The sequence below is a fragment of the Streptomyces sp. NPDC055632 genome (assembly GCF_053618675.1).
Genome location: NZ_JBSHHY010000003.1, coordinates 32,257 through 58,407 on the forward strand (window position 1 = coordinate 32,257; position 26,151 = coordinate 58,407).

A 26,151-nucleotide genomic window follows, 5' to 3' on the forward strand; every position below is an offset into this window, starting at 1 on the left:
GGTCAGCCGGCCCCGCACCTCTCCGGAGGTGCGGGGCCGGCTCTTTGCTACGGTTCGAAAGACTGCGAAGAACATGGATGACCAGGGGTGGGGAACATGAGCATGTCCGCATGGAAGCGCGCGGGCGTCGCCCTGACGGCCGCGGCCGTCGTGACGGGCCTCGCGGGCTGTCAGGACGACGGGGACGAGGGCGCGAAGAAGCCGGCGGCGGCCCCGGCGCCCGCCGCGCCGAAGACGCAGACCCTCGGCGAGGTCACGAAGGTCATCCAGGCCGCGTACACGAAGACCTCCGAGGCCAAGGCCGCCAAGGTCAGGATGACGATGAGCCTGACCGGTGCCGGGGCGGAGTCCGGCACGACGCAGCTCACCGGCGTCCAGGGCTGGGACCCCGCGGTGATGGACATCACCATGAAGGGCCCCCTGCTCGGCGCGGGCGACCCGGCGGGCCCGCAGCAGGCCCGCATGATCATGCTCGATGACGTCATGTACATGGACATGGGTGCCGAGCAGGCCGCCGAGATGGACGGCAAGCGCTGGATGAAGCTGGACATGAAGGGCGTCGCCGAGGCCTCCGGCGACAAGGCGCTGCAGAAGCAGATGACCGGCGGCCTGGAGAGCATGAACCAGGACCCGGCCCAGCAGCTCGCCCTGCTGCTCGACTCCCCGGACCTCAAGCACGTGGGGGCCGAGAAGGTCAACGGCGTGGAGACGCAGCACTACAAGGGCACGCTCACCTTCGAGCAGATGCTCAAGGCGAACGAGGCGTCCAAGCTCCTCCCCGAGAAGGACTACGAGGCCCTCCTCGCCAACGTGAGGAAGTCCGGGCTCAAGGGCTACGACACCGAGATCTGGGTCAACGAGGACGGCTACCCGGCCCGCATGGACGTCGGCATGACCATGGCCGCCGGCTCGATGCGGATGCGCGCCGACTACAGCGACTACGGCACCAAGACCGCCGTCCAGGCCCCGCCCGCCGCCGACACCTTCGACTTCCTCGCGATGCTGGAGGAGCTGGGGCAGGGCTGATTTGCCCCTGACCGATCCGGTCGCGTACGCTTCCACAGAAGCCAAAGACCGCTGGTCGTCTCTGCGCCCATACGGGTGCGGTGGCCGAAGGATTCGCTGAGAGACGCGAACGACCCGCGCAGGTGACTGTGGAAGAGTTCCCGATTCCTTGTGAAACGGTCGAGCTGTGCCCCGTGCGCCTGCGCCCGGGGCGTTTTGTTTTTGTTCAGCCCCTTCCGAGCGGTCCCATCACCCGGAAGGAGGCCGACGCTTATGGCAAGGCCCGACAAGGCTGCCTCGGTGGCCGAGCTGGAGGACCAGTTCCGCAGCTCGAACGCCGCTGTGCTGACCGAGTACCGGGGTCTCACCGTCGCGCAGCTCAAGACGCTGCGTCGTTCGCTCGGTGAGAACGCCCAGTACGCCGTGGTGAAGAACACGCTGACCAAGATTGCGGCCAACCAGGCCGGGATCACCGCGCTGGACGAGCACTTCGCTGGTCCGACCGCGGTCGCCTTCATCACCGGTGACCCGGTGGAGTCGGCGAAGAGCCTGCGTGACTTCGCCAAGGAGAACCCGAACCTCATCATCAAGGGCGGTGTCCTTGACGGTAAGGCGCTCTCCGCCGATGAGATCAAGAAGCTCGCGGACCTCGAGTCCCGCGAGGTTCTGCTCAGCAAGCTGGCCGGCGCGTTCAAGGGCAAGCAGTCCCAGGCTGCCTCGCTCTTCCAGGCGCTGCCGTCGAAGTTCGTCCGCACCGCGGAGGCGCTTCGCGTCAAGCTCGCCGAGCAGGGCGGTGCCGAGTAATTCGGCTCGCGCATTGATCCGCGCCGCCTAGTGCGCGGATCGCAGCGGGCCGACAGTACGCCCGCCTCTACACACCTCCGGCACCTGCCGAATTAGTGGAAGGATCGCCCATCATGGCGAAGCTCACCCAGGACGAACTCCTCGCCCAGTTCGAGGAGCTCACCCTCATCGAGCTCTCCGAGTTCGTGAAGGCCTTCGAGGAGAAGTTCGACGTCACCGCCGCCGCGGCCGTCGCCGCCGCCCCGGCGGGCGTCGCCGCCCCGGCCGAGGCCGAGGCCGAGCAGGACGAGTTCGACGTCATCCTCGAGGGTGCCGGCGACAAGAAGATCCAGGTCATCAAGGTCGTGCGCGAGCTCACCTCCCTGGGCCTCAAGGAGGCCAAGGACCTCGTCGACGGCACCCCGAAGCCGGTCCTCGAGAAGGTCGCGAAGGACGTCGCCGAGAAGGCCGCCGAGTCCCTCAAGGCCGCCGGTGCCGCTGTCACGGTCAAGTAAGACCGTTTCGGCTCGCTGAGTCGACTCTCGCTCCCGTGTAACGCGGGAGCACCGAAGGGCGATCATCCACATGGGTGGTCGCCTTTCGGCGTTCCCGGGGACGGGCGTGGCGGGCGTCCGGAGGGGTGCCGGAAGCGGAGTATGGTGATCTTCGCCGTGCGCCCCGCGGGACGGGGCCCCTTGACGAACCGCACGCAGCGCGCAATTCTCAGGACGCGTCGTCACAACGATCCGGATCCGAGGCATGGATCGACGGCGGAACGGGCAGTATCGAGGTGCGCCGCACGGCGCGAAGTAGCGCGGAGTTGAGAGCAACGAGGGTCGCGAAGAACTCGCCCTGGACATCAGTGAGCCAAGTGGCTACACTGACCCTTTGCGCTGCCTGTTAGCTGCCCCCTGCCCGTCACCAGGGGCATACCTTCGCATCCGTTTCATCGGCCGACCCCTTCTGACCTGGCCTTTCGGTCATTCCAGGAAACGTCTGCCCTGAAGCTCTGCTGGGGACCGGTACGCGCGTAGTGAGTCCGAGCCCTCGGAAGGACCCCCTCTTGGCCGCCTCGCGCAACGCCTCGACCAATACGAACAACGGCGCAAGCACCGCCCCGCTGCGCATCTCCTTTGCAAAGATCAAGGAGCCCCTCGAGGTTCCGAACCTCCTCGCGCTGCAGACCGAGAGCTTTGACTGGCTGCTCGGCAACGCCGCCTGGAAGGCTCGCGTCGAGGCTGCCCTTGAGTCGGGACAGGACGTCCCCACGAAGTCCGGCCTGGAGGAGATCTTCGAGGAGATCTCCCCGATCGAGGACTTCTCCGGGTCGATGTCGCTGACCTTCCGCGACCACCGCTTCGAGCCGCCGAAGAACTCGATCGACGAGTGCAAGGACCGTGACTTCACGTACGGCGCCCCGCTCTTCGTCACCGCCGAGTTCACCAACAACGAGACCGGCGAGATCAAGTCCCAGACGGTCTTCATGGGCGACTTCCCGCTCATGACCAACAAGGGCACCTTCGTCATCAACGGCACCGAGCGTGTCGTGGTGTCGCAGCTGGTCCGTTCGCCGGGCGTCTACTTCGACTCCTCGATCGACAAGACGTCCGACAAGGACATCTTCTCCGCCAAGATCATCCCGTCCCGGGGTGCCTGGCTGGAGATGGAGATCGACAAGCGCGACCTGGTCGGCGTCCGCATCGACCGCAAGCGCAAGCAGTCGGTCACCGTCCTCCTGAAGGCCCTCGGCTGGACCACCGAGCAGATCCTCCAGGAGTTCGGCGAGTACGAGTCCATGCGCGCCACCCTGGAGAAGGACCACACCCAGGGCCAGGACGACGCGCTGCTCGACATCTACCGCAAGCTCCGTCCGGGCGAGCCGCCGACCCGCGAGGCCGCCCAGACGCTGCTCGAGAACCTCTACTTCAACCCGAAGCGCTACGACCTCGCGAAGGTCGGCCGCTACAAGGTGAACAAGAAGCTCGGCGCGGACGAGCCGCTGGACGCCGGCGTCCTCACCACCGACGACGTCATCGCCACGATCAAGTACCTCGTGAAGCTCCACGCGGGCGAGACCGAGACGATCGGCGAGAACGGCAACGAGATCGTCGTCGAGACCGACGACATCGACCACTTCGGCAACCGTCGTCTGCGCAACGTCGGCGAGCTCATCCAGAACCAGGTCCGCACGGGTCTGGCCCGGATGGAGCGCGTCGTCCGCGAGCGCATGACCACGCAGGACGTCGAGGCGATCACGCCGCAGACCCTGATCAACATCCGGCCGGTCGTCGCCTCCATCAAGGAGTTCTTCGGCACCAGCCAGCTGTCGCAGTTCATGGACCAGAACAACCCGCTGTCGGGTCTGACGCACAAGCGTCGTCTCTCGGCGCTGGGTCCCGGTGGTCTGTCCCGTGAGCGGGCCGGCTTCGAGGTCCGAGACGTGCACCCGTCCCACTACGGACGCATGTGCCCGATCGAGACCCCCGAAGGCCCGAACATCGGTCTGATCGGTTCGCTCGCCTCGTACGGCCGCGTCAACGCGTTCGGCTTCATCGAGACGCCGTACCGCAAGGTCGTCGACGGCCAGGTCACCGACGAGGTCGACTACGTCACCGCCGACGAGGAGGACCGCTTCGTCATCGCGCAGGCCAACGCCGGCCTCGACGACGACCTGCGCTTCACCGAGAACCGCGTCCTGGTCCGCAAGCGCGGCGGCGAGGTCGACTACGTCCTCCCGGCCGACGTGGACTACATGGACGTCTCGCCGCGCCAGATGGTGTCGGTCGCGACCGCGATGATCCCGTTCCTGGAGCACGACGACGCCAACCGCGCCCTCATGGGCGCGAACATGATGCGCCAGGCCGTTCCGCTCATCAAGTCCGAGGCCCCGCTCGTCGGCACCGGCATGGAGTACCGCTGCGCCACCGACGCCGGCGACGTGCTCAAGGCCGAGAAGGACGGTGTCGTCCAGGAGCTGTCGGCCGACTACATCACGGTCGCCAACGACGACGGCACGTACATCACGTACCGCCTGCACAAGTTCTCCCGCTCCAACCAGGGCACCTCTGTGAACCAGAAGGTCGTCGTGGACGAGGGCGACCGCGTCATCGAGGGCCAGGTCCTCGCCGACGGTCCCGCCACCGAAGACGGCGAGATGGCGCTCGGCAAGAACCTGCTCGTGGCGTTCATGCCGTGGGAGGGCCACAACTACGAGGACGCGATCATCCTGTCGCAGCGCCTCGTGCAGGACGACGTCCTCTCCTCGATCCACATCGAGGAGCACGAGGTCGACGCCCGTGACACCAAGCTGGGCCCCGAGGAGATCACCCGGGACATCCCGAACGTCTCCGAGGAGGTCCTCGCCGACCTCGACGAGCGCGGCATCATCCGCATCGGTGCCGAGGTCGTCGCCGGCGACATCCTGGTCGGCAAGGTCACGCCCAAGGGCGAGACCGAGCTGACCCCGGAGGAGCGCCTGCTCCGCGCGATCTTCGGCGAGAAGGCCCGCGAGGTCCGCGACACCTCCCTGAAGGTGCCCCACGGCGAGATCGGCAAGATCATCGGCGTGCGCGTCTTCGACCGCGAGGAGGGCGACGAGCTTCCCCCGGGCGTGAACCAGCTGGTCCGCGTCTACGTCGCCCAGAAGCGCAAGATCACCGACGGTGACAAGCTCGCCGGCCGTCACGGCAACAAGGGCGTCATCTCGAAGATCCTGCCGATCGAGGACATGCCGTTCCTGGAGGACGGCACCCCGGTCGACATCATCCTCAACCCGCTCGGCGTCCCGTCCCGAATGAACCCGGGACAGGTCCTGGAGATCCACCTCGGCTGGCTCGCCAGCCGCGGCTGGGACGTCTCCGGCCTCGCGGACGAGTGGGCGCAGCGCCTCCAGGCCATCGGTGCCGACCAGGTCGCCCCCGGCACCAACGTCGCCACCCCGGTCTTCGACGGTGCGCGCGAGGACGAGCTCGCGGGTCTGCTGAACCACACCATCCCGAACCGCGACGGCGAGCGCATGGTGCTCCCGACCGGCAAGGCGAGGCTGTTCGACGGCCGCTCCGGCGAGCCGTTCCCGGACCCGATCTCCGTCGGGTACATGTACATCCTCAAGCTCCACCACCTGGTCGACGACAAGCTCCACGCGCGTTCGACCGGCCCGTACTCGATGATCACCCAGCAGCCGCTGGGTGGTAAGGCCCAGTTCGGTGGCCAGCGCTTCGGTGAGATGGAGGTGTGGGCGCTGGAGGCTTACGGCGCCGCGTACGCCCTCCAGGAGCTGCTGACGATCAAGTCCGACGACGTGACCGGCCGCGTGAAGGTCTACGAGGCCATCGTCAAGGGCGAGAACATCCCTGAGCCCGGCATCCCCGAGTCCTTCAAGGTGCTCATCAAGGAGATGCAGTCCCTGTGCCTCAACGTGGAGGTGCTGTCCTCGGACGGCATGTCCATCGAGATGCGCGACACCGACGAGGACGTCTTCCGCGCAGCGGAGGAGCTCGGCATCGACCTGTCCCGGCGCGAGCCGAGCAGCGTCGAAGAGGTCTGACGGGAGTCCGGTCGGGGGGACCAGTCACGGTCCCCCCGCCGGCCCCAGGACCCCCGTATCAGACCCACAGCCTTACAACCCTGAGAGGGATTGACGCATAGTGCTCGACGTCAACTTCTTCGACGAGCTCCGGATCGGTCTGGCCACCGCTGACGACATCCGTCAGTGGAGCCACGGCGAGGTCAAGAAGCCGGAGACCATCAACTACCGCACGCTCAAGCCCGAGAAGGACGGACTCTTCTGCGAGAAGATCTTCGGTCCGACCCGGGACTGGGAGTGCTACTGCGGCAAGTACAAGCGCGTCCGCTTCAAGGGCATCATCTGCGAGCGGTGTGGCGTCGAGGTCACCCGCGCCAAGGTGCGCCGCGAGCGGATGGGCCACATCGAGCTCGCCGCCCCCGTCACCCACATCTGGTACTTCAAGGGCGTCCCGTCGCGCCTCGGGTACCTGCTCGACCTCGCCCCGAAGGACCTGGAGAAGGTCATCTACTTCGCGGCGTACATGATCACGTACGTCGACGACGAGCGCCGTACGCGTGACCTGCCCTCGCTGGAGGCGCACGTCTCCGTCGAGCGCCAGCAGATCGAGAACCGTCGCGACTCCGACCTGGAGGCCCGCGCCAAGAAGCTCGAGAACGACCTCGCCGAGCTGGAGGCCGAGGGCGCCAAGGCCGACGTGCGCCGCAAGGTGCGCGAGGGCGCCGAGCGCGAGATGAAGCAGCTGCGCGACCGCGCGCAGCGCGAGATCGACCGTCTGGACGAGGTCTGGTCGCGCTTCAAGAACCTCAAGGTCCAGGACCTGGAGGGCGACGAGCTCCTCTACCGCGAGCTGCGTGACCGCTTCGGCACGTACTTCGACGGCTCGATGGGCGCCGCGGCGCTGCAGAAGCGCCTGGAGTCCTTCGACCTGGAGGAGGAGGCCGAGCGCCTCCGCGAGATCATCCGCACCGGCAAGGGCCAGAAGAAGACCCGTGCGCTCAAGCGCCTCAAGGTCGTCTCCGCGTTCCTGCAGACCGCGAACAGCCCCAAGGGCATGGTTCTCGACTGCGTGCCGGTCATCCCGCCGGACCTGCGTCCGATGGTGCAGCTGGACGGTGGCCGCTTCGCGACCTCCGATCTGAACGACCTGTACCGCCGCGTGATCAACCGCAACAACCGCCTGAAGCGGCTTCTCGACCTCGGCGCGCCCGAGATCATCGTGAACAACGAGAAGCGCATGCTCCAGGAGGCCGTGGACGCCCTCTTCGACAACGGTCGTCGCGGTCGCCCGGTCACCGGTCCCGGCAACCGCCCGCTGAAGTCCCTGAGCGACATGCTCAAGGGCAAGCAGGGTCGTTTCCGTCAGAACCTGCTCGGCAAGCGAGTCGACTACTCGGCCCGTTCCGTCATCGTCGTCGGCCCGCAGCTCAAGCTGCACCAGTGCGGTCTGCCGAAGGCCATGGCGCTCGAGCTCTTCAAGCCGTTCGTGATGAAGCGCCTGGTCGACCTGAACCACGCGCAGAACATCAAGTCGGCCAAGCGGATGGTCGAGCGCGGCCGCACGGTCGTGTACGACGTCCTCGAAGAGGTCATCGCGGAGCACCCGGTCCTCCTGAACCGTGCGCCCACGCTGCACCGCCTCGGCATCCAGGCCTTCGAGCCGCAGCTGGTCGAGGGCAAGGCCATCCAGATCCACCCGCTCGTCTGCACCGCGTTCAACGCGGACTTCGACGGTGACCAGATGGCCGTCCACCTGCCGCTCTCCGCGGAGGCGCAGGCCGAGGCCCGCATCCTGATGCTGTCCTCGAACAACATCCTCAAGCCGGCCGACGGCCGCCCGGTCACGATGCCGACCCAGGACATGGTCCTCGGTCTGTTCTTCCTGACCACCGACGGCGAGCTCCGTGACACCAAGGGCGAGGGCCGCGCGTTCGGCTCCACGGCCGAGGCGATCATGGCGTTCGACGCCGGCGAGCTCGCGCTGCAGTCGCCGATCGACATCCGCTTCCCGGTGGGCACCATCCCGCCGCGCGGCTGGACCCCGCCGGCGCGCGAGGAGGGCGAGCCCGAGTGGCAGCAGGGGGACTCGTTCCGCCTGCGCACCACCCTGGGCCGCGCGCTCTTCAACGAGCTGCTGCCCGAGGACTACCCGTTCGTCGACTACTCGGTGGGCAAGAAGCAGCTCTCCGAGATCGTCAACGACCTGGCCGAGCGCTACCCCAAGGTCATCGTGGCGGCGACGCTCGACAACCTGAAGGCGTCCGGCTTCTTCTGGGCGACCCGCTCCGGCGTCACCGTGGCCATCTCCGACGTCGTCGTCCCCGAGGCGAAGAAGGAGATCGTCGCCGGGTACGAGGCGCAGGACGAGAAGGTCCAGAAGCAGTACGAGCGCGGTCTGATCACCAAGGAAGAGCGCACGCAGGAGCTCATCGCGATCTGGACCAAGGCGACCAACGAGGTCGCCGAGGCGATGAACGCGAACTTCCCCAAGACGAACCCCATCTTCATGATGGTTGACTCGGGTGCCCGAGGAAACATGATGCAGATGCGGCAGATCGCCGGTATGCGCGGTCTGGTGTCGAACGCGAAGAACGAGACCATCCCGCGTCCCATCAAGGCGTCCTTCCGCGAGGGTCTGTCCGTCCTCGAGTACTTCATCTCGACGCACGGTGCCCGTAAGGGTCTCGCCGACACCGCCCTGCGTACCGCCGACTCGGGTTACCTGACCCGTCGTCTGGTGGACGTCTCGCAGGACGTCATCATCCGCGAGGAGGACTGCGGCACCGAGCGCGGTCTGAAGCTGCGGATCGCGGCGAAGGACGAGACGGGTGTCCTGCGCAAGACGGACGACGTCGAGACCTCCGTGTACGCGCGGATGCTCGCCGAGGACGTCGTCGTGGACGGCAAGGTCATCGCGCCGGCCAACGTCGACCTGGGTGACGTGCTCATCGACGCCCTGGTCAACGCGGGCGTCGAGGAGGTCAAGACCCGTTCGGTCCTGACCTGTGAGTCCGCCGTCGGCACCTGCGCGTTCTGCTACGGCCGTTCGCTCGCCACCGGCAAGCTGGTCGACATCGGTGAGGCGGTCGGCATCATCGCCGCCCAGTCCATCGGTGAGCCCGGTACCCAGCTGACGATGCGTACCTTCCACACCGGTGGTGTGGCCGGTGACGACATCACCCAGGGTCTGCCCCGTGTCGTCGAGCTCTTCGAGGCCCGGCAGCCGAAGGGTGTCGCCCCGATCTCGGAGGCGGCCGGCCGCGTCCGCATCGAGGAGACCGAGAAGACCAAGAAGATCGTCGTCACCCCGGACGACGGCACCGACGAGACGGCGTTCCCGATCTCGAAGCGTGCCCGTCTGCTCGTGGGCGAGGGCGACCACGTCGAGGTGGGCCAGAAGCTCACCGTGGGTGCCACCAACCCGCACGACGTGCTCCGGATCCTCGGTCAGCGCGCGGTCCAGGTCCACCTGGTCGGCGAGGTCCAGAAGGTCTACAACTCGCAGGGCGTGTCGATCCACGACAAGCACATCGAGATCATCATCCGGCAGATGCTGCGCCGCGTGACGATCATCGAGTCCGGCGACGCGGAGCTGCTTCCGGGCGAGCTGGTCGAGCGGTCGAAGTTCGAGACCGAGAACCGTCGTGTGGTCACCGAGGGCGGTCACCCCGCCTCCGGCCGTCCGCAGCTGATGGGTATCACCAAGGCCTCGCTCGCGACGGAGTCCTGGCTGTCGGCCGCCTCCTTCCAGGAGACGACCCGAGTCCTGACGGACGCGGCGATCAACGCCAAGTCCGACAGCCTCATCGGCCTCAAGGAGAACGTCATCATCGGTAAGCTCATCCCGGCCGGTACGGGTCTGTCCCGCTACCGCAACATCCGGGTCGAGCCGACCGAGGAGGCCAAGGCCGCGATGTACTCGGCCGTCGGCTACGACGACATCGACTACTCGCCGTTCGGCTCGGGCTCCGGCCAGGCCGTTCCGCTGGAGGACTACGACTACGGCCCGTACAACGGCTGAGAGTCACCCGCGTGACGAGAAGCCCCCCGCCGCTCCGAGAGGAGCGGCGGGGGGCTTCTTCGTGTGCGCGTGCGCGGTACCGCCCTCCTCCCCCGGGGGTGGGTCCCCGGGGGAGGAGGAGGTCACTCCGCCGGTTCGTGCGCGCGGGCCCGGCGGCGGGAGACCACCGTGACGGTGACCAGGGTGAGGAGGGCCAGGGCGGCGGCGGCCAGACCGGGCAGGAGGCCCTTGGGCGTGAAGGTGCAGGAGACCTTCCCGGTGCCGGGGGAGAGGTCCAGGGCCACCAGGCCGTGGAACTCCTGCCGGGGGGCCGAGCACTGCCAGCCGGGGACGTCGGTCATGGCGAACACCGCGGTCCCTTCACTGCCCGCGGGCAGGGTGGCCTCGATGGTGTGGCCGCCGGCCTTCACCCCGGTGGCTCCGGTGGCGGTGAGGCCCTGGACGGCCTTGTCGAGGGCGGGGCGGTTCAGGCAGCCGATGGGGTGCTCCGGCGCCCGGGCGTCGCTCTTGGTCTTGACGGTGGCCCGGACGGTGCCGTCCGCCGGGACCGGGCCGAGCTTGAGGACCCCGGTGAGGCGGTCTTCGAGGCGCAGACGGGTGTCGGCGGTGGTGAGCGTGCCGTTGAGGGCGGGGGAGTACCAGTAGGCCTCGGTGCCGGGACGGCAGGACGCGGTGTACGTCCGTGCGGTCGCGGTGCCGCCGGGGGTCGTGCGGGGCACCTCGTACACGGCACTGCCCAGGACGTCCTCCTGGTGGGCCCAGACGCTGCCGGCGGGGGCGGGGGACGTGAAGGGGGCGTTCCGGACGGTCACCAGCGGGGGCGCGGGGAAGGTCCGGCCGGCCCAGGCGTTCTTCTCGCCGGGGACCGGGGAGACCCGGGCGCCGATGGAGAAGATGGCGTCCAGGACGGGATTGTCGGCGCCGAAGAAGGTGCGGCCGTCGTTCTTGTAGCCGTAGCCCAGCGGCTCCAGGGCCCGGAAGGTGGTCTCGGGCAGGTAGCTGCTGTAGTACTGCGGACCCTCCGCCTGGAGGGCCAGCGCGTCGTTGTACGAGGTCTGCGGCTTCCCCGAGTCGGTCCGGTAGGCGGGCCAGCCGTCCACGGAGCGGACGGCGTCGAAGTGGTCGGCGATCGACTTGTTCGACGTGACGGCCGGCGTGGCCCACCGCTCCCGGACCCGCTTCTCGTCCGCGTTGAAGGCGGACAGGGCGGACTCGGCGAAGACCACGCCGGCCATCAGCACGGCGGCCACCGGGATCAGCACGCGGCGGTGTTCGCCCGCGCGCAGCAGGAGCAGCGCGAGCAGCGACAGCGCGCCGCCGCCCAGGACCGCGTACCAGGTCTCCACCGAGAAGTCGTCGGTGTTCCTGAGCAGGAAGGTGGCCACGACGATCACGCCCGTCGCGATCGCCAGGTGCAGCGGGCGCGGGCGGTGGGCCAGCGCCATCCAGGCCAGGATCACCAGCATCCCGCTGAACACGAAGGCCTCGCGGTACGGGTTGCCGTTCGGGACCGCCAGGCCGTGCCAGACGTACTGGGTCGGCGGGAACTGGAACGAGGCCGCCACCAGCACCACGGCCAGCCCCCACACCAGCCGGGTCTTCTTCGCGATCGCGGAGTTCATCAGGAAGGAGAGCGCCAGGATCAGGCCCAGGGAGGCGATGTAGAGCCTCGGCCGGCCGCCCCAGAGGTGGGTGGCGGGCAGCATCCCGGTGAGGAAGACGTCCAGCCGCTGCGGGTCGAACTCGGCGGCCCTGGTGGGCTGGGCCGCGCCGCTGGAGAGGAAGGAGGGGAGCAGCAGCGGCAGGGTGAGGAGGATGCCGGTGGCGGCCGCGGTGGCGGCCCGGAACACGGCGCGCAGCCGCTGCTCACCGGTCATGTCCCGGGTGATCAGGCGGATGCCCAGCAGCACGCAGGCCGCCATCGTCGCCATCATCGCGGTGTAGAAGTTGCCCACCCAGGCCAGCGTCACCAGCAGGGCGACGGCCGGCCAGCGGCGCTGTTCCAGGCACCACTCGACGGCGATCCCCAGCATGGGGAGCGCGACCAGGCCCCACAGCCACATCGGGATGTACGAGGCGTCGCTGAGCGCCCACCCGCACAGTCCGTACGCCGCGCCGAGCACGCCCCGCTGCCACCAGGGGCCCGGCACCAGCCGGCCCAGGTAGACGGCCATCAGCGCGGCGGCCAGGCCCATGGTCAGCGGGGAGACCGCGAAGACCACCAGGTCCACGTGGGCCCGCGGCACCAGGGTCACCAGCCAGGAGAACGGGTTGCCCAGGTAGGTGTAGTAGTCGGACAGGAACTGCTGCCCGAAGGCCCCCCGCCAGGTGAACAGCGCGTCACCGGCGGCCTGCCCGTGCACCAGGTCCCAGAGCGCCCGGTGGAAGGGGATGTACTGGTTGGCCTGGTCGTTGATGGCCCGCCCGGTGTTCCCGAAGGGGAAGGTGCCGCGCAGCGCCCATGCCGTGCAGAACGCTACGGAGGTGAGGGCGAAGGCGAGCAGGGGGGCGTACAGCCGTTTGATCCGGCTCGCCAATGTGTGGCTCCCTGAAACTCGATACGATGGCTCGTTCGGACAGTTTAGGTGGCGGTCCTGAGAGCCCGACGGGGCGCCCGGGGCCGTGCCCGCGGGGGCCTCTGGGCATTTGTTTTGACCGGAGTCCGTGCGATAGGTACGCTCAAGCCTTGTGCCTGGGGTGTGCCTGGGCTCGTGTGCGTGTCCTCAACCGCACGGCGAGTTCCGTACCGGCCACCGTGATCCGCGCTTTTTCCCGCCCTCGGCGGGGGTCCGCGGGATTCGACACACCCGACCGCGTGGGTCGGTGAATGTTCCAGGTTAGTTTTACCGACGGCACACAGAAACCGGAGAAGTAGTGCCTACGATCCAGCAGCTGGTCCGCAAGGGCCGGCAGGACAAGGTCGAGAAGAACAAGACGCCCGCACTCGAGGGTTCCCCTCAGCGTCGCGGCGTCTGCACGCGTGTGTTCACGACCACCCCGAAGAAGCCGAACTCGGCCCTCCGTAAGGTCGCGCGTGTGCGTCTGACCTCCGGCATCGAGGTCACGGCCTACATCCCGGGTGAGGGTCACAACCTGCAGGAGCACTCCATCGTGCTCGTGCGCGGTGGCCGTGTGAAGGACCTGCCGGGTGTTCGCTACAAGATCATCCGCGGTTCCCTCGACACGCAGGGCGTCAAGAACCGTAAGCAGGCTCGCAGCCGCTACGGCGCCAAGAAGGAGAAGTAAGAATGCCTCGTAAGGGCCCCGCCCCGAAGCGCCCGGTCATCATCGACCCGGTCTACAGCTCTCCTCTTGTCACCTCGCTGATCAACAAGATCCTGCTGGACGGCAAGCGTTCCACCGCCGAGCGCATCGTGTACGGCGCCATGGAGGGTCTTCGCGAGAAGACCGGCCAGGACCCGGTCATCACGCTGAAGCGCGCGCTGGAGAACGTCAAGCCGGCCCTCGAGGTCAAGTCCCGCCGTGTCGGTGGCGCCACCTACCAGGTGCCGATCGAGGTCAAGCCGGGCCGCGCGTCCACGCTCGCCCTCCGCTGGCTCGTCGGCTACTCCCGCGCCCGTCGCGAGAAGACCATGACCGAGCGCCTCATGAACGAGCTCCTCGACGCCTCGAACGGCCTCGGTGCTGCCGTCAAGAAGCGTGAGGACACGCACAAGATGGCCGAGTCCAACAAGGCCTTCGCGCACTACCGCTGGTAGTCGCAACCCACATCGAGACCGAGAGAAGACTGAGCCGATATGGCTACCACTTCGCTTGACCTTGCCAAGGTGCGCAACATCGGCATCATGGCGCACATCGACGCGGGCAAGACGACCACCACCGAGCGGATCCTGTTCTACACCGGCGTCTCGTACAAGATCGGTGAAGTCCACGACGGCGCTGCCACGATGGACTGGATGGAGCAGGAGCAGGAGCGCGGCATCACGATCACGTCCGCCGCGACGACCTGCCACTGGCCGCTCGAGAATGTCGATCACACGATCAACATCATCGACACGCCGGGCCACGTCGACTTCACCGTCGAGGTGGAGCGTTCGCTGCGCGTGCTCGACGGTGCTGTCACCGTGTTCGACGGTGTGGCCGGCGTCGAGCCCCAGTCCGAGACCGTCTGGCGTCAGGCGGACCGCTACGGCGTTCCGCGCATCTGCTTCGTCAACAAGCTCGACCGCACCGGCGCCGACTTCCTGCGCTGCGTCGACATGATCGTGGGCCGCCTCGGCGCCACCCCGATCGTCATGCAGCTCCCGATCGGTGCCGAGGCCGACTTCCAGGGCGTCGTCGACCTGGTCCGCATGAAGGCGCTCGTCTGGTCCGCCGAGGCCAGCAAGGGCGAGATGTACGACGTCGTCGACATCCCGGCCGAGCTGACCGAGCTGGCCGAGGAGTACCGCGGCAAGCTGGTCGAGACCGTCGCGGAGAACGACGAGGAGCTCATGGAGCTCTTCCTCGAGGGCGTCGAGCCCACCGAGGAGCAGCTGTACGCGGCTGTCCGTCGCATCACCATCGCCTCCGGCAAGGGCGGCGAGACCACGGTCACCCCCGTGTTCTGCGGCACCGCGTTCAAGAACAAGGGCGTCCAGCCCCTGCTCGACGCGGTCGTGCGCTACCTCCCCTCGCCCCTGGACGTCGAGGCCATCGAGGGCCAGGACGTCAAGGACCCCGAGGTCGTCGTCAAGCGCAAGCCGTCCGACGACGAGCCGCTGTCGGCCCTCGCGTTCAAGATCGCGAGCGACCCGCACCTCGGCAAGCTCACCTTCGTCCGGATCTACTCCGGTCGCCTGGAGGCCGGCACCGCGGTGCTGAACTCCGTCAAGGGCAAGAAGGAGCGCATCGGCAAGATCTACCGCATGCACGCGAACAAGCGTGAGGAGATCGACTCGGTGGGCGCCGGCGACATCGTCGCCGTCATGGGCCTCAAGCAGACCACCACCGGTGAGACGCTGTGCGACGAGAAGAACCCGGTGATCCTGGAGTCCATGGACTTCCCGGCGCCGGTCATCCAGGTCGCCATCGAGCCCAAGTCCAAGGGTGACCAGGAGAAGCTGGGTGTCGCCATCCAGCGTCTCGCGGAGGAGGACCCCTCCTTCCAGGTCCACTCGGACGAGGAGACCGGCCAGACCATCATCGGTGGCATGGGCGAGCTCCACCTCGACATCCTCGTCGACCGCATGCGTCGCGAGTTCAAGGTCGAGGCGAACGTCGGCAAGCCGCAGGTCGCGTACCGCGAGACGATCCGCAAGACCGTCGAGCGCGTGGACTACACCCACAAGAAGCAGACCGGTGGTACCGGTCAGTTCGCCAAGGTGCAGATCGCGATCGAGCCCATCGAGGGTGGCGACGCCTCCTACGAGTTCGTGAACAAGGTCACCGGTGGCCGCATCCCGAAGGAGTACATCCCTTCGGTCGACGCGGGTGCGCAGGAGGCCATGCAGTTCGGCATCCTGGCCGGCTACGAGATGACCGGCGTCCGCGTCATTCTTCTCGACGGTGGCTACCACGAGGTCGACTCCTCCGAGCTCGCGTTCAAGATCGCCGGTTCGCAGGCCTTCAAGGAGGCCGCGCGGAAGGCTTCGCCGGTCATCCTCGAGCCCATGATGTCCGTCGAGGTCACCACGCCCGAGGACTACATGGGTGAGGTCATCGGCGACATCAACTCCCGCCGTGGCCAGATCCAGGCCATGGAGGAGCGCAGCGGCGCTCGCGTCGTGAAGGGCCTCGTGCCCCTTTCGGAGATGTTCGGCTACGTCGGAGACCTCCGCAGCAAGACCTCGGGTCGCGCAAGCTACTCGATGCAGTTCGACTCCTACGCCGAGGTTCCCCGGAACGTCGCCGAGGAGATCATCGCGAAGGCCAAGGGCGAGTAACTCTCCCGAGTTCACGCTTTAGGCTTGACACCAGACGCCGGGGCTCGGCCCCCGAGACCCGAGGAACCGGGCCCCGGCGGATGGCATCCCAGCAAAGATCACCTGGCGCCGATGAGTAAGGCGTACAGAACCACTCTCCAGGAGGACCCCCGTGGCGAAGGCGAAGTTCGAGCGGACTAAGCCGCACGTCAACATCGGCACCATCGGTCACATCGACCACGGTAAGACGACCCTCACGGCCGCCATTACCAAGGTGCTGCACGACGCGTACCCGGACCTGAACGAGGCCTCGGCCTTCGACCAGATCGACAAGGCTCCCGAGGAGCGCCAGCGCGGTATCACCATCTCGATCGCGCACGTCGAGTACCAGACCGAGTCGCGTCACTACGCCCACGTCGACTGCCCCGGTCACGCGGACTACATCAAGAACATGATCACGGGTGCCGCGCAGATGGACGGCGCCATCCTCGTGGTCGCCGCCACCGACGGCCCGATGCCGCAGACCAAGGAGCACGTGCTCCTGGCCCGCCAGGTCGGCGTTCCGTACATCGTCGTCGCCCTGAACAAGGCCGACATGGTGGACGACGAGGAGATCCTGGAGCTCGTCGAGCTCGAGGTGCGTGAGCTCCTCTCCGAGTACGAGTTCCCGGGCGACGACCTGCCGGTCGTCCGCGTCTCGGCGCTCAAGGCGCTCGAGGGCGACAAGGAGTGGGGCGAGAAGCTCCTCGGCCTCATGCACGCGGTGGACGAGTCCATCCCGCAGCCCGAGCGTGACGTCGACAAGCCGTTCCTGATGCCGATCGAGGACGTCTTCACGATCACCGGTCGTGGCACCGTCGTCACCGGTCGTATCGAGCGCGGCATCCTCAAGGTCAACGAGACCGTCGACATCATCGGCATCAAGACCGAGAAGACCACCACCACGGTCACCGGCATCGAGATGTTCCGCAAGCTGCTCGACGAGGGCCAGGCCGGTGAGAACGTCGGTCTGCTCCTCCGTGGCATCAAGCGCGAGGACGTCGAGCGCGGCCAGGTCATCATCAAGCCGGGCTCGGTCACGCCGCACACCAACTTCGAGGCCCAGGCCTACATCCTGTCGAAGGACGAGGGTGGCCGTCACACCCCGTTCTTCAACAACTACCGCCCGCAGTTCTACTTCCGTACCACGGACGTGACCGGCGTCGTGACCCTCCCCGAGGGCACCGAGATGGTCATGCCGGGCGACAACACCGCCATGAGCGTTGAGCTGATCCAGCCCATCGCCATGGAGGAGGGCCTCAAGTTCGCCATCCGTGAGGGTGGCCGGACCGTCGGCGCCGGCCAGGTCGTCAAGATCACTGCCTGATCTTGCGCTGACCTGGTGGCTCGCAGGAGCCGCTGAGCAGTAGGGAGAAGCCCCGCACCGGAAGGTGCGGGGCTTCTTCGCGTTCCCGGGCTTGCGTTCCCTGGCTCGCGTTCCCGGGGCTTCTACGGTTTCCAGCTCCAGGGCCGGCCGTCCGCGCCGAGCCCCACCACGGTCGCCCCCCGCGCCCCCAGGTGCAGCGCGGCCGGGGCCGCCGCCGCGCCCCCCGCCGTACGGACGAGGGTCCGGCCCCCGGTCCGCACCGCCGTCCGGCCGCGCGGGTCGGTGCCGAGCAGGACGGTGCCGAGCGCCGACGAACGCGCGGCGACCACCTCCCCGTACCCGTCGAGACCGGTGTCCCCGTCCGGGCCGAGCAGCCGGGCGTCCGCCGGCGGCCGGTGGAACAGCTCGCCGTCCGCGTTCGCCACCGCGGACCCGGAGAGCGGCAGCCGCTCCGTCCGCTCCCGCCCGTCCACCCAGTGCCGTACGGACTCCCGGCCCGCCGCGTACACGTGGATCCGGCCCGCCGCGTCCACCGAGACGGCCGGGCCGTCCTGGACCTCGGCCTCCCCGGGGAGCGTCCGCCACGGGCTCCAGGAGCCGTCCGCCGCCCGGACCCGGGTCGAGAGGCGCTTGTCCGCGTTCCGCACGAAGAGGTGGACCCGGCCGTCGGGGGCCGCGACGGCCACCGGGGAGCCGAGCCGGCGCCCCCGGTCGTCCCCGCGCTCCGGGTTCCCCAGGCTCCGCCAGGCGAGGAACGGGCCGCCGGGGGACCGCTGTTCGAGGAGGACGACCTCGCGGCGGTTGGCGCCGCCGTGCCCGTCGAGCGCGGCGAACCGCACCCCGAGGAGCAGCACCCGGCCGTCGGGGAGGACCGCCGAGCCGAGCGCCGGGGCGAGCGGGCCGCCGCCGAGGTCCTCCGGCTCGCCCCAGACGCCGCTGCCGGGGGCCGACTCGCGCCGGCGGACCGCGCGCAGGCCCAGGACCCCGTACGCCGCGAGCCGGCCGTCCGGCTCCTCGGCGAGGGCCGGGCGGGCGCCGGGCCAGCGGTGGTGGGTGGAGCGGACCCAGCCCTTGCGGTTGGTCAGCGGGCGGTCGCCGCCGACGCCGTAGTCGCCGCAGCCCGAGGGGTTGCCGCACTTCCAGGAGGGGTCACCGCCGTACGGGACGAGGCGGGCGGCCTTCTCCTCCAGGACCTTCGGCGGGAGGTTCTTGGGCCAGTGGCGGTTGTAGTAGCCGCGGAAGGCCGTCGTCGTGAACGCCGGTATCGGCTCGCCGTCCCGGACCGCGTCCGAGACCCGGCGGCACAGCGCCGCCCAGGTGAAGCAGGCGACCGCCGTGTGGTCCCCGTGGTCGGAGTGGCCCGGCTGCTCGGAGTCCCGCCGCCGGGTGGCCTCGTCGCTGTGCTGGACGTCCGGGTCGGGGTCCAGGGTGTGCACCACCGTGGGCCGGTAGCGGGCGAGCAGCCCGGCGAGGACGCCGACGAGGCCGTCGTAGTCGTAGGTGTCCACCCGGGTGACGGGGGAGCCGGCGGACAGGTGGGTCCGCAGCTCCAGGGCGCGGTCCTCCCAGAGCGCGGGCAGGGCCATGTACCGGCGGGGGGTGTGCATCGGCAGGTTGAGGAAGACCAGCTCGACCCGGCGCCCGCCGTGCGCGAGGACGTCGACCTCGGCCCGCCGGCCGCCGGGGAGGTCCAGGGCCTTCCGCCGCCACGGCGTGAACAGCGGCAGGCCGAGCGCCGCCGCGTACGACTGGCGCAGGCCCTGGTGGCGGGCGGCGGAGTAGGCGGCCGGGTCCGGGGGCGTCCCGGGCATCCCCGCGACGCGGTTCACGCCGTTGTGCTCGCCGGCCGTCACGTACACGGAGACGAGCGGGACGCCCGCGTCGAGCAGCCGCTGCGAGTCGGGGTTCATGAAGTACAGGTCGTCGTCCGGGTGCGCGGCGAACTGCATCAGGAGCGCCCGGTCGGCCCGTGCCGAGGCGATCGGCTTCCCCGGCGCCGGGTCGGCGGTCGGCGCGCTCCGGCGCGGCTCCGGTACGGAGCACCCGGCGGCGGCCGCGGTGACGGCGAGGGCGGTGGCGAGCACCGCCCGTCTGGGGGGTCGGGTGTGCTGCACTGCGGGGCCCTTCGCTCGTCGGTCCCCTGGAAGACGGAAATCTGTGCGAAGGGGTTGTGCGCGTGCGAGAGGGGGGTGCGCGCCGGGGGAGGGGACGGGCGTACGGAGGGTCCGCGACCGTCTCGGATGGCGGACCCGGGCGTCCGCTTACTGGTGCTTGCATTCACATGGATGTAACAGTGGGCGCGGCGGCGGGGACGACGGAGTCCCGGAGCGGCCGTCCGTCCCTCCCCGCGCGCGGCAACGGCGCCGAGCGCTCCCACCCGGTTCTCCGCCGGCGTACAGCCGTGCCAGAAGGGGGTTCCACGTGCCGAACCGACCCGACCCGCAGACCGCCCGCGCCACCCTCGACGCCCTCCGCGCCGAGATCGAGCGCCGCAACCCGGCGCAGCCCGAGTTCCACCAGGCCGTCCACGAGGTGCTCGACACCCTCGCCCCGGTGCTCGCGGCCCGCCCCGAGTTCGCCGAACCCGGGCTCCTGGAGCGGCTCGTGGAGCCCGAGCGGCAGATCGTCTTCCGGGTGTCGTGGCAGGACGACCGGGGCCGGACGCACGTCAACCGGGGCTTCCGCGTCGAGTTCAACAGCGCCCTCGGCCCGTACAAGGGCGGCCTGCGCTTCCACCCCTCCGTGAACCTGGGCATCGTCAAGTTCCTCGGCTTCGAGCAGATCTTCAAGAACGCCCTGACCGGGCTCGGCATCGGCGGCGGCAAGGGCGGCAGCGACTTCGACCCGCACGGGCGCAGCGACGCCGAGGTCATGCGGTTCTGCCAGTCGTTCATGACCGAGCTGTACCGGCACCTCGGCGAGCACACCGACGTGCCGGCCGGTGACATCGGCGTCGGCGGCCGGGAGATCGGCTACCTCTTCGGCCAGTACCGGCGGATCACCAACCGCTGGGAGGCCGGCGTCCTCACCGGCAAGGGCACCGGCTGGGGCGGCTCCGCGATCCGCCCGGAGGCCACCGGCTACGGCAGCGTGCTCTTCGCGGCGGCGATGCTCCGCGAGCGCGGCGAGGACCTGGAGGGCCAGACGGCCGTCGTCTCCGGCTCCGGCAACGTGGCGCTGTACACGATCGAGAAGCTGCTCGCCCTCGGCGCCAACCCGCTCACCTGCTCCGACTCCAGCGGTTACGTGTACGACGACAAGGGCATCGACCTCGCCCTGCTCAAGCGGATCAAGGAGGTCGAGCGCGGCCGGGTCGCCGACTACGCCGAGCGCCGGGGCGCCTCCGCGCGCTTCGTGCCCGGCGGCCGGGTCTGGGAGGTCCCCGCCGACGTCGCCCTGCCGTCCGCGACGCAGAACGAGCTCGACGAGGACGACGCGGCGACCCTGGTCCGCAACGGCGTGAAGGCCGTCGCCGAGGGCGCCAACATGCCCACCACGGCGGAGGCGGTGCACCTGCTCCAGCGGGCCGGCGTCGCCTTCGGCCCGGGCAAGGCCGCCAACGCGGGCGGCGTCGCCGTCAGCGCCCTGGAGATGGCCCAGAACCACTCCCGCACGTCCTGGAGCGCGGAGAAGGTGGAGGCGGAGCTCGCCGGGATCATGACCTCGATCCACACCGCCTGCCACGAGACGGCCGAGCGGTACGGCGCTCCGGGCGACTACGTCACGGGGGCCAACATCGCGGGCTTCGAGCGGGTCGCGGAGGCGATGCTGGCGCAGGGCGTCATCTGATCCCCGGGGCCGATGGAGGGGCGCACGGCTTCGGCGCGTGCGCCCCGGCGCATGGGTCTACGTGACGTGGGGTACAGTCTTCGACCCCGATTGGCGGCGGGATGGCCCGGTGTGGCAGACTGTCGGGGTTGCTCGGTTGAGTGCCGATGCTGCGCGCCTCCCGTCGGGAGGACCGGAAGCGAGTCCCACAGTACTCGTCGCCCCTCGTCAGGGGCGGACGTACGGGAATCTTCTGGGAAGCGTCAGCGGGGTACCGGCCAGGCGCTCGGTGGGTGTTCTGCCCCCGGCTCGCGGTTCTCGGGACCGCGCCCCCTTGGTTGGGAAGTCCTCAGGGACTTCTGCGTAGAGGGAGCGCGACACGCCCGACCGCGTGGGTCGGAGGCGGGGTCGTGAGAACCCCCGAGTGCCAGAGCGTTACGAGACAAAGGACTACTAGTAGCCATGGCGGGACAGAAGATCCGCATCCGGCTCAAGGCCTACGACCACGAGGTCATCGACTCCTCGGCGAAGAAGATCGTCGAGACGGTGACCCGCACTGGTGCGTCGGTCGCGGGCCCGGTGCCGCTGCCCACTGAGAAGAACGTGTACTGCGTCATCAAGTCGCCGCACAAGTACAAGGACTCGCGCGAGCACTTCGAGATGCGCACGCACAAGCGCCTCATCGACATCCTCGACCCCACGCCGAAGACGGTCGACTCGCTCATGCGTCTCGACCTGCCGGCGGGCGTCGACATCGAGATCAAGCTCTGAGGTGACGCGCGAGATGGCTAAGAACATCAAGGGCATCCTGGGCGAGAAGCTCGGCATGACGCAGGTCTGGGACGAGAACAACCGGGTCGTCCCGGTGACCGTCGTCAAGGCCGGCCCGAATGTCGTGACCCAGGTCCGCACGAACGACAGCGACGGCTACGAGTCGGTCCAGATCGCCTTCGGCGAGATCGACCCGCGCAAGGTGAACAAGCCCCTCAAGGGTCACTTCGCCAAGGCCGACGTCACCCCGCGCCGCCACCTGGTGGAGCTCCGCACCGCTGACGCCTCCGAGTACACGCTCGGCCAGGAGATCACCGCCGAGGTCTTCGAGGCCGGCGTGAAGGTCGACGTCACCGCGAAGAGCAAGGGCAAGGGCTTCGCCGGTGTCATGAAGCGCCACAACTTCCGTGGTGGCAAGGCGTCGCACGGTGCCCACCGCGTGCACCGCAAGCCCGGTTCCATCGGTGGCTGCGCCACCCCGGGCCGTGTCTTCAAGGGCATGAAGATGGCTGGTCGCATGGGCAACGAGCGTGTGACCACCCAGAACCTGACCGTCCACGCCGTTGACGCCGAGAAGGGTCTGCTGCTCATCAAGGGCGCGGTCCCCGGCCCGAACGGTGGCCTCGTCCTGGTCCGCACCGCGGCCAAGGGGGTTTGAGGAACCGATGAGCACCATTGACATCCTTTCGCCGGCAGGCGACAAGGCCGGGACCGTCGAGCTCCCCGCGGAGATCTTCGGCGCCAAGGTCAGCGTCCCGCTGATCCACCAGGTCGTCGTCGCGCAGCTGGCCGCGGCCCGTCAGGGCACGCACAAGACCAAGACCCGTGGCGAAGTCCGCGGTGGTGGCAAGAAGCCTTACCGCCAGAAGGGCACCGGCCGCGCCCGTCAGGGTTCGACCCGCGCCCCGCAGTTCGCCGGTGGTGGCGTCGTCCACGGCCCGCAGCCGCGTGACTACTCGCAGCGGACCCCGAAGAAGATGAAGGCCGCCGCCCTCCGCGGTGCCCTCTCGGACCGGGCCACGCACTCCCGCATCCACGTCGTCACCGGCGTGGTCGAGGGTGAGGTCTCCACCAAGGCCGCCAGGACGCTGTTCGGCAAGATCTCGGAGCGCAAGAACCTGCTCCTGGTCGCCGAGCGCTCCGACGAGGCCGCGTGGCTGTCCGCTCGTAACCTGCCCCAGGTGCACATCCTGGAGCCGGGCCAGCTCAACACGTACGACGTGATCGTCTCCGACGACGTGGTCTTCACCAAGGCCGCCCTCGAGTCCTTCGTGTCTGGCCCCCAGACCGCTGAGACCGAAGGGAGCGACGCCTGATGAGCGAGGCCGTCGTCACCAGCAAGACCTTCTCGGACCCGCGTGACATCCTCGTCAAGCCGGTCGTCTCGGAGAAGAGCTACGCCCTGCTCGACGAGAACAAGTACACGTTCATCGTCGCGCCCGGCTCGAACAAGACCCAGATCAAGCAGGCCGTCGAGGCGGTCTTCTCGGTCAAGGTCACCGGGGTCAACACGATCAACCGCCAGGGCAAGCGCAAGCGCACCCGCACCGGTTTCGGCAAGCGCGCCAACACCAAGCGCGCCATCGTGACCCTTGCTGAGGGCAACCGAATCGACATCTTCGGCGGCCCGACCGCCTGACGGCGGTCGAGTCGTCCGATATCGGACGAGGACTGAGAAATGGGTATCCGCAAGTACAAGCCGACTACGCCGGGCCGTCGTGGCTCCTCCGTAGCCGACTTCGTCGAGATCACGCGGTCCACGCCGGAGAAGTCGCTGGTCCGCCCCCTGCACAGCAAGGGCGGCCGTAACAACACCGGTCGTGTGACCGTCCGTCACCAGGGCGGTGGCCACAAGCGCGCCTACCGCGTGATCGACTTCCGTCGTCACGACAAGGACGGCGTGCCGGCCAAGGTCGCTCACATCGAGTACGACCCCAACCGCACCGCGCGCATCGCGCTGCTCCACTACGTGGACGGCGAGAAGCGCTACATCATCGCCCCCAAGGGTCTGACGCAGGGTGACCGCGTCGAGAACGGCCCCGGCGCGGACATCAAGCCCGGCAACAACCTGGCGCTCCGCAACATCCCGGTCGGTACCACGATCCACGCGATCGAGCTCCGTCCCGGTGGCGGCGCCAAGTTCGCGCGCTCCGCCGGTGCCTCGGTGCAGCTGCTGGCGAAGGAGGGCACGATGGCCCACCTCCGCATGCCCTCCGGCGAGATCCGTCTGGTCGACGCCCGCTGCCGCGCCACCATCGGCGAGGTCGGCAACGCCGAGCAGTCGAACATCAACTGGGGCAAGGCCGGCCGTAAGCGCTGGCTGGGTGTTCGCCCGACCGTCCGCGGTGTGGCGATGAACCCGGTCGACCACCCGCACGGTGGTGGTGAGGGCAAGACCTCCGGTGGTCGCCACCCGGTCTCCCCGTGGGGTCAGAAGGAGGGTCGTACTCGTTCGCCGAAGAAGGCTTCGAACAAGTACATCGTCCGCCGCCGCAAGACGAACAAGAAGCGCTAGGAGCGGGTTTAGATGCCGCGCAGTCTCAAGAAGGGACCCTTCGTCGACGGCCACCTCGTCAAGAAGGTGGACGCCCAGAACGAAGCCGGTACCAAGAACGTCATCAAGACCTGGTCCCGTCGCTCGATGATCATCCCGGCCATGCTCGGCCACACGATCGCGGTGCACAACGGCAAGACCCACATTCCGGTGTTTGTCACCGAGTCGATGGTCGGCCACAAGCTCGGCGAGTTCTCGCCGACGCGCACCTTCCGGGGTCACGTGAAGGACGACCGGAAGTCGAAGCGCCGCTAGTAGCGGGGTGGAATGACCATGACAGACACTGGAAGGACAACCATGGAAGCCAGGGCCCAGGCGCGGTACATCCGCGTCACGCCCATGAAGGCCCGCCGCGTGGTGGACCTTATCCGTGGCATGGACGCCACGGAGGCTCAGGCGGTCCTGCGTTTCGCCCCGCAGGCCGCGAGCGTGCCGGTTGGCAAGGTGCTGGACAGCGCCATCGCCAACGCCGCGCACAACTACGACCACACGGACGCCTCTTCGCTGGTCATCAGCGAGGCGTACGTGGATGAGGGCCCGACCCTGAAGCGGTTCCGTCCGCGTGCCCAGGGCCGTGCCTACCGGATCCGTAAGCGGACCAGCCACATCACCGTGGTCGTCAGCAGCAAGGAAGGAACCCGGTAATGGGCCAGAAGGTTAACCCGCATGGGTTCCGGCTCGGCATCACCACGGACTTCAAGTCCCGCTGGTACGCCGACAAGCTGTACAAGGACTACGTCAAGGAAGACGTCGCCATCCGTCGGATGATGACGTCCGGCATGGAGCGCGCCGGCATCTCGAAGGTGGAGATCGAGCGCACCCGTGACCGTGTGCGTGTGGACATCCACACCGCGCGTCCCGGCATCGTCATCGGCCGCCGCGGCGCCGAGGCCGACCGCATCCGCGGCGACCTCGAGAAGCTGACGGGCAAGCAGGTCCAGCTGAACATCCTCGAGGTCAAGAACCCCGAGATGGACGCCCAGCTGGTCGCCCAGGCCGTCGCCGAGCAGCTCTCCTCCCGCGTCTCCTTCCGCCGTGCCATGCGCAAGAGCATGCAGGGCACCATGAAGGCCGGCGCCAAGGGCATCAAGATCCAGTGCGGCGGTCGTCTCGGCGGCGCTGAGATGTCCCGCTCGGAGTTCTACCGCGAGGGCCGCGTGCCCCTGCACACGCTCCGCGCGAACGTCGACTACGGCTTCTTCGAGGCCAAGACGACCTTCGGCCGCATCGGCGTGAAGGTCTGGATCTACAAGGGCGACGTCAAGAACATCGCCGAGGTCCGCGCCGAGAACGCCGCGGCCCGTGCGGGCAACCGCCCGGCCCGTGGTGCCGGCGCTGGCGACCGTCCCGCCGGCCGTGGTGGCCGCGGTGGCGAGCGTGGCGGCCGCGGCCGCAAGCCGCAGCAGCAGTCCGCGCCGGCTGCCGAGGCCCCCAAGGCCGACGCTCCCGCCGCCGCTGCCGCTCCGGCTGAGAGCACCGGAACGGAGGCCTGAC

The 26,151-nt window shown here is 68.7% G+C and carries 20 protein-coding genes; 18 read left to right on the forward strand and 2 right to left on the reverse strand.

The genetic code is table 11. The annotated features are described in order from the left end of the window. Window positions 1-96 precede the first annotated feature (96 nt). From ACWGSR_RS05375 to ACWGSR_RS05395, 5 genes are all read left to right on the forward strand, one after another. Window positions 97-1,026: a hypothetical protein gene (locus ACWGSR_RS05375; RefSeq protein ID WP_453563718.1), complete on the forward strand. Its 930-nt coding sequence runs from the start codon at window positions 97-99 to the stop codon at window positions 1,024-1,026. Between the two features lie 252 nt (window positions 1,027-1,278). Next, window positions 1,279-1,809: a 50S ribosomal protein L10 gene (gene rplJ, locus ACWGSR_RS05380; RefSeq protein WP_376240432.1), complete on the forward strand. Its 531-nt coding sequence runs from the start codon at window positions 1,279-1,281 to the stop codon at window positions 1,807-1,809. A 113-nt stretch (window positions 1,810-1,922) separates the two neighbouring features. Beyond that, window positions 1,923-2,303, forward strand: a complete 381-nt coding sequence (gene rplL / locus ACWGSR_RS05385) for a 50S ribosomal protein L7/L12 (protein WP_053646189.1) — start codon at window positions 1,923-1,925, stop codon at window positions 2,301-2,303. A gap of 548 nt (window positions 2,304-2,851) precedes the next feature. Continuing rightward, window positions 2,852-6,334 (forward strand): DNA-directed RNA polymerase subunit beta, encoded by a 3,483-nt coding sequence (gene rpoB / locus ACWGSR_RS05390; protein ID WP_376240428.1) that lies wholly within the window; start codon window positions 2,852-2,854, stop codon window positions 6,332-6,334. A gap of 100 nt (window positions 6,335-6,434) precedes the next feature. Next, the gene (locus tag ACWGSR_RS05395; RefSeq protein ID WP_366371018.1) at window positions 6,435-10,334 is read left to right on the forward strand and encodes a DNA-directed RNA polymerase subunit beta'; all 3,900 of its coding nucleotides are present in this window, start codon (window positions 6,435-6,437) and stop codon (window positions 10,332-10,334) included. Between the two features lie 122 nt (window positions 10,335-10,456). Here the strand turns inward: ACWGSR_RS05395 and ACWGSR_RS05400 are convergent, their stop codons facing one another. Next, window positions 10,457-12,871, reverse strand: coding sequence for a YfhO family protein (locus tag ACWGSR_RS05400; protein ID WP_453563722.1), 2,415 nt, complete (start codon window positions 12,869-12,871; stop codon window positions 10,457-10,459). Window positions 12,872-13,208: 337 nt separating this feature from the next. Between ACWGSR_RS05400 and rpsL the strand changes: the two genes are divergently transcribed. The 4 genes from rpsL (at window position 13,209) to tuf (ending at window position 17,564) form a co-directional block, all read left to right on the forward strand. Beyond that, entirely contained in the window at window positions 13,209-13,580 is a 372-nt protein-coding gene (rpsL, locus tag ACWGSR_RS05405) for a 30S ribosomal protein S12 (RefSeq protein WP_003948652.1), read from the forward strand. A 2-nt stretch (window positions 13,581-13,582) separates the two neighbouring features. After that, the gene (rpsG, locus tag ACWGSR_RS05410; RefSeq protein ID WP_015035567.1) at window positions 13,583-14,053 is read left to right on the forward strand and encodes a 30S ribosomal protein S7; all 471 of its coding nucleotides are present in this window, start codon (window positions 13,583-13,585) and stop codon (window positions 14,051-14,053) included. A gap of 39 nt (window positions 14,054-14,092) precedes the next feature. After that, window positions 14,093-16,219, forward strand: a complete 2,127-nt coding sequence (fusA, locus tag ACWGSR_RS05415) for an elongation factor G (protein WP_376232411.1) — start codon at window positions 14,093-14,095, stop codon at window positions 16,217-16,219. A gap of 151 nt (window positions 16,220-16,370) precedes the next feature. Then, entirely contained in the window at window positions 16,371-17,564 is a 1,194-nt protein-coding gene (tuf, locus tag ACWGSR_RS05420) for an elongation factor Tu (protein WP_026058274.1), read from the forward strand. A gap of 122 nt (window positions 17,565-17,686) precedes the next feature. Here the strand turns inward: tuf and ACWGSR_RS05425 are convergent, their stop codons facing one another. Next, window positions 17,687-19,678: a PIG-L family deacetylase gene (locus ACWGSR_RS05425; RefSeq protein ID WP_453563725.1), complete on the reverse strand. Its 1,992-nt coding sequence runs from the start codon at window positions 19,676-19,678 to the stop codon at window positions 17,687-17,689. Between the two features lie 307 nt (window positions 19,679-19,985). Between ACWGSR_RS05425 and gdhA the strand changes: the two genes are divergently transcribed. The 9 genes from gdhA to rpsC all read left to right on the forward strand — a co-directional run bounded on the left by gdhA (window position 19,986) and on the right by rpsC (window position 26,150). Continuing rightward, a complete protein-coding gene (gene gdhA / locus ACWGSR_RS05430) occupies window positions 19,986-21,353 on the forward strand; it encodes an NADP-specific glutamate dehydrogenase (RefSeq protein WP_376232408.1) in 1,368 nt (455 codons plus the stop codon). Between the two features lie 441 nt (window positions 21,354-21,794). After that, window positions 21,795-22,103: a 30S ribosomal protein S10 gene (rpsJ, locus tag ACWGSR_RS05435; RefSeq protein WP_003948644.1), complete on the forward strand. Its 309-nt coding sequence runs from the start codon at window positions 21,795-21,797 to the stop codon at window positions 22,101-22,103. A gap of 13 nt (window positions 22,104-22,116) precedes the next feature. After that, a complete protein-coding gene (gene rplC, locus ACWGSR_RS05440) occupies window positions 22,117-22,761 on the forward strand; it encodes a 50S ribosomal protein L3 (RefSeq protein WP_376232406.1) in 645 nt (214 codons plus the stop codon). A 7-nt stretch (window positions 22,762-22,768) separates the two neighbouring features. Then, complete coding sequence (rplD, locus tag ACWGSR_RS05445; RefSeq protein WP_376232404.1) at window positions 22,769-23,419, forward strand: 50S ribosomal protein L4; 651 nt, start codon at window positions 22,769-22,771, stop codon at window positions 23,417-23,419. Beyond that, window positions 23,419-23,742: a 50S ribosomal protein L23 gene (gene rplW / locus ACWGSR_RS05450; protein WP_030208983.1), complete on the forward strand. Its 324-nt coding sequence runs from the start codon at window positions 23,419-23,421 to the stop codon at window positions 23,740-23,742. The genes rplD and rplW overlap by 1 nt, the downstream gene beginning before the upstream one ends. A 39-nt stretch (window positions 23,743-23,781) precedes the next feature. Next, the gene (rplB, locus tag ACWGSR_RS05455; RefSeq protein ID WP_030208986.1) at window positions 23,782-24,618 is read left to right on the forward strand and encodes a 50S ribosomal protein L2; all 837 of its coding nucleotides are present in this window, start codon (window positions 23,782-23,784) and stop codon (window positions 24,616-24,618) included. A gap of 12 nt (window positions 24,619-24,630) precedes the next feature. Further along, the gene (gene rpsS, locus ACWGSR_RS05460; RefSeq protein ID WP_015035577.1) at window positions 24,631-24,912 is read left to right on the forward strand and encodes a 30S ribosomal protein S19; all 282 of its coding nucleotides are present in this window, start codon (window positions 24,631-24,633) and stop codon (window positions 24,910-24,912) included. Window positions 24,913-24,954: 42 nt separating this feature from the next. Beyond that, window positions 24,955-25,302, forward strand: a complete 348-nt coding sequence (rplV, locus tag ACWGSR_RS05465) for a 50S ribosomal protein L22 (RefSeq protein WP_004571827.1) — start codon at window positions 24,955-24,957, stop codon at window positions 25,300-25,302. Further along, window positions 25,302-26,150, forward strand: coding sequence for a 30S ribosomal protein S3 (gene rpsC / locus ACWGSR_RS05470; protein ID WP_017239578.1), 849 nt, complete (start codon window positions 25,302-25,304; stop codon window positions 26,148-26,150). Before rplV ends, rpsC begins: the two co-directional genes overlap by 1 nt. The last annotated feature ends 1 nt before the right edge of the window (window position 26,151 follow it).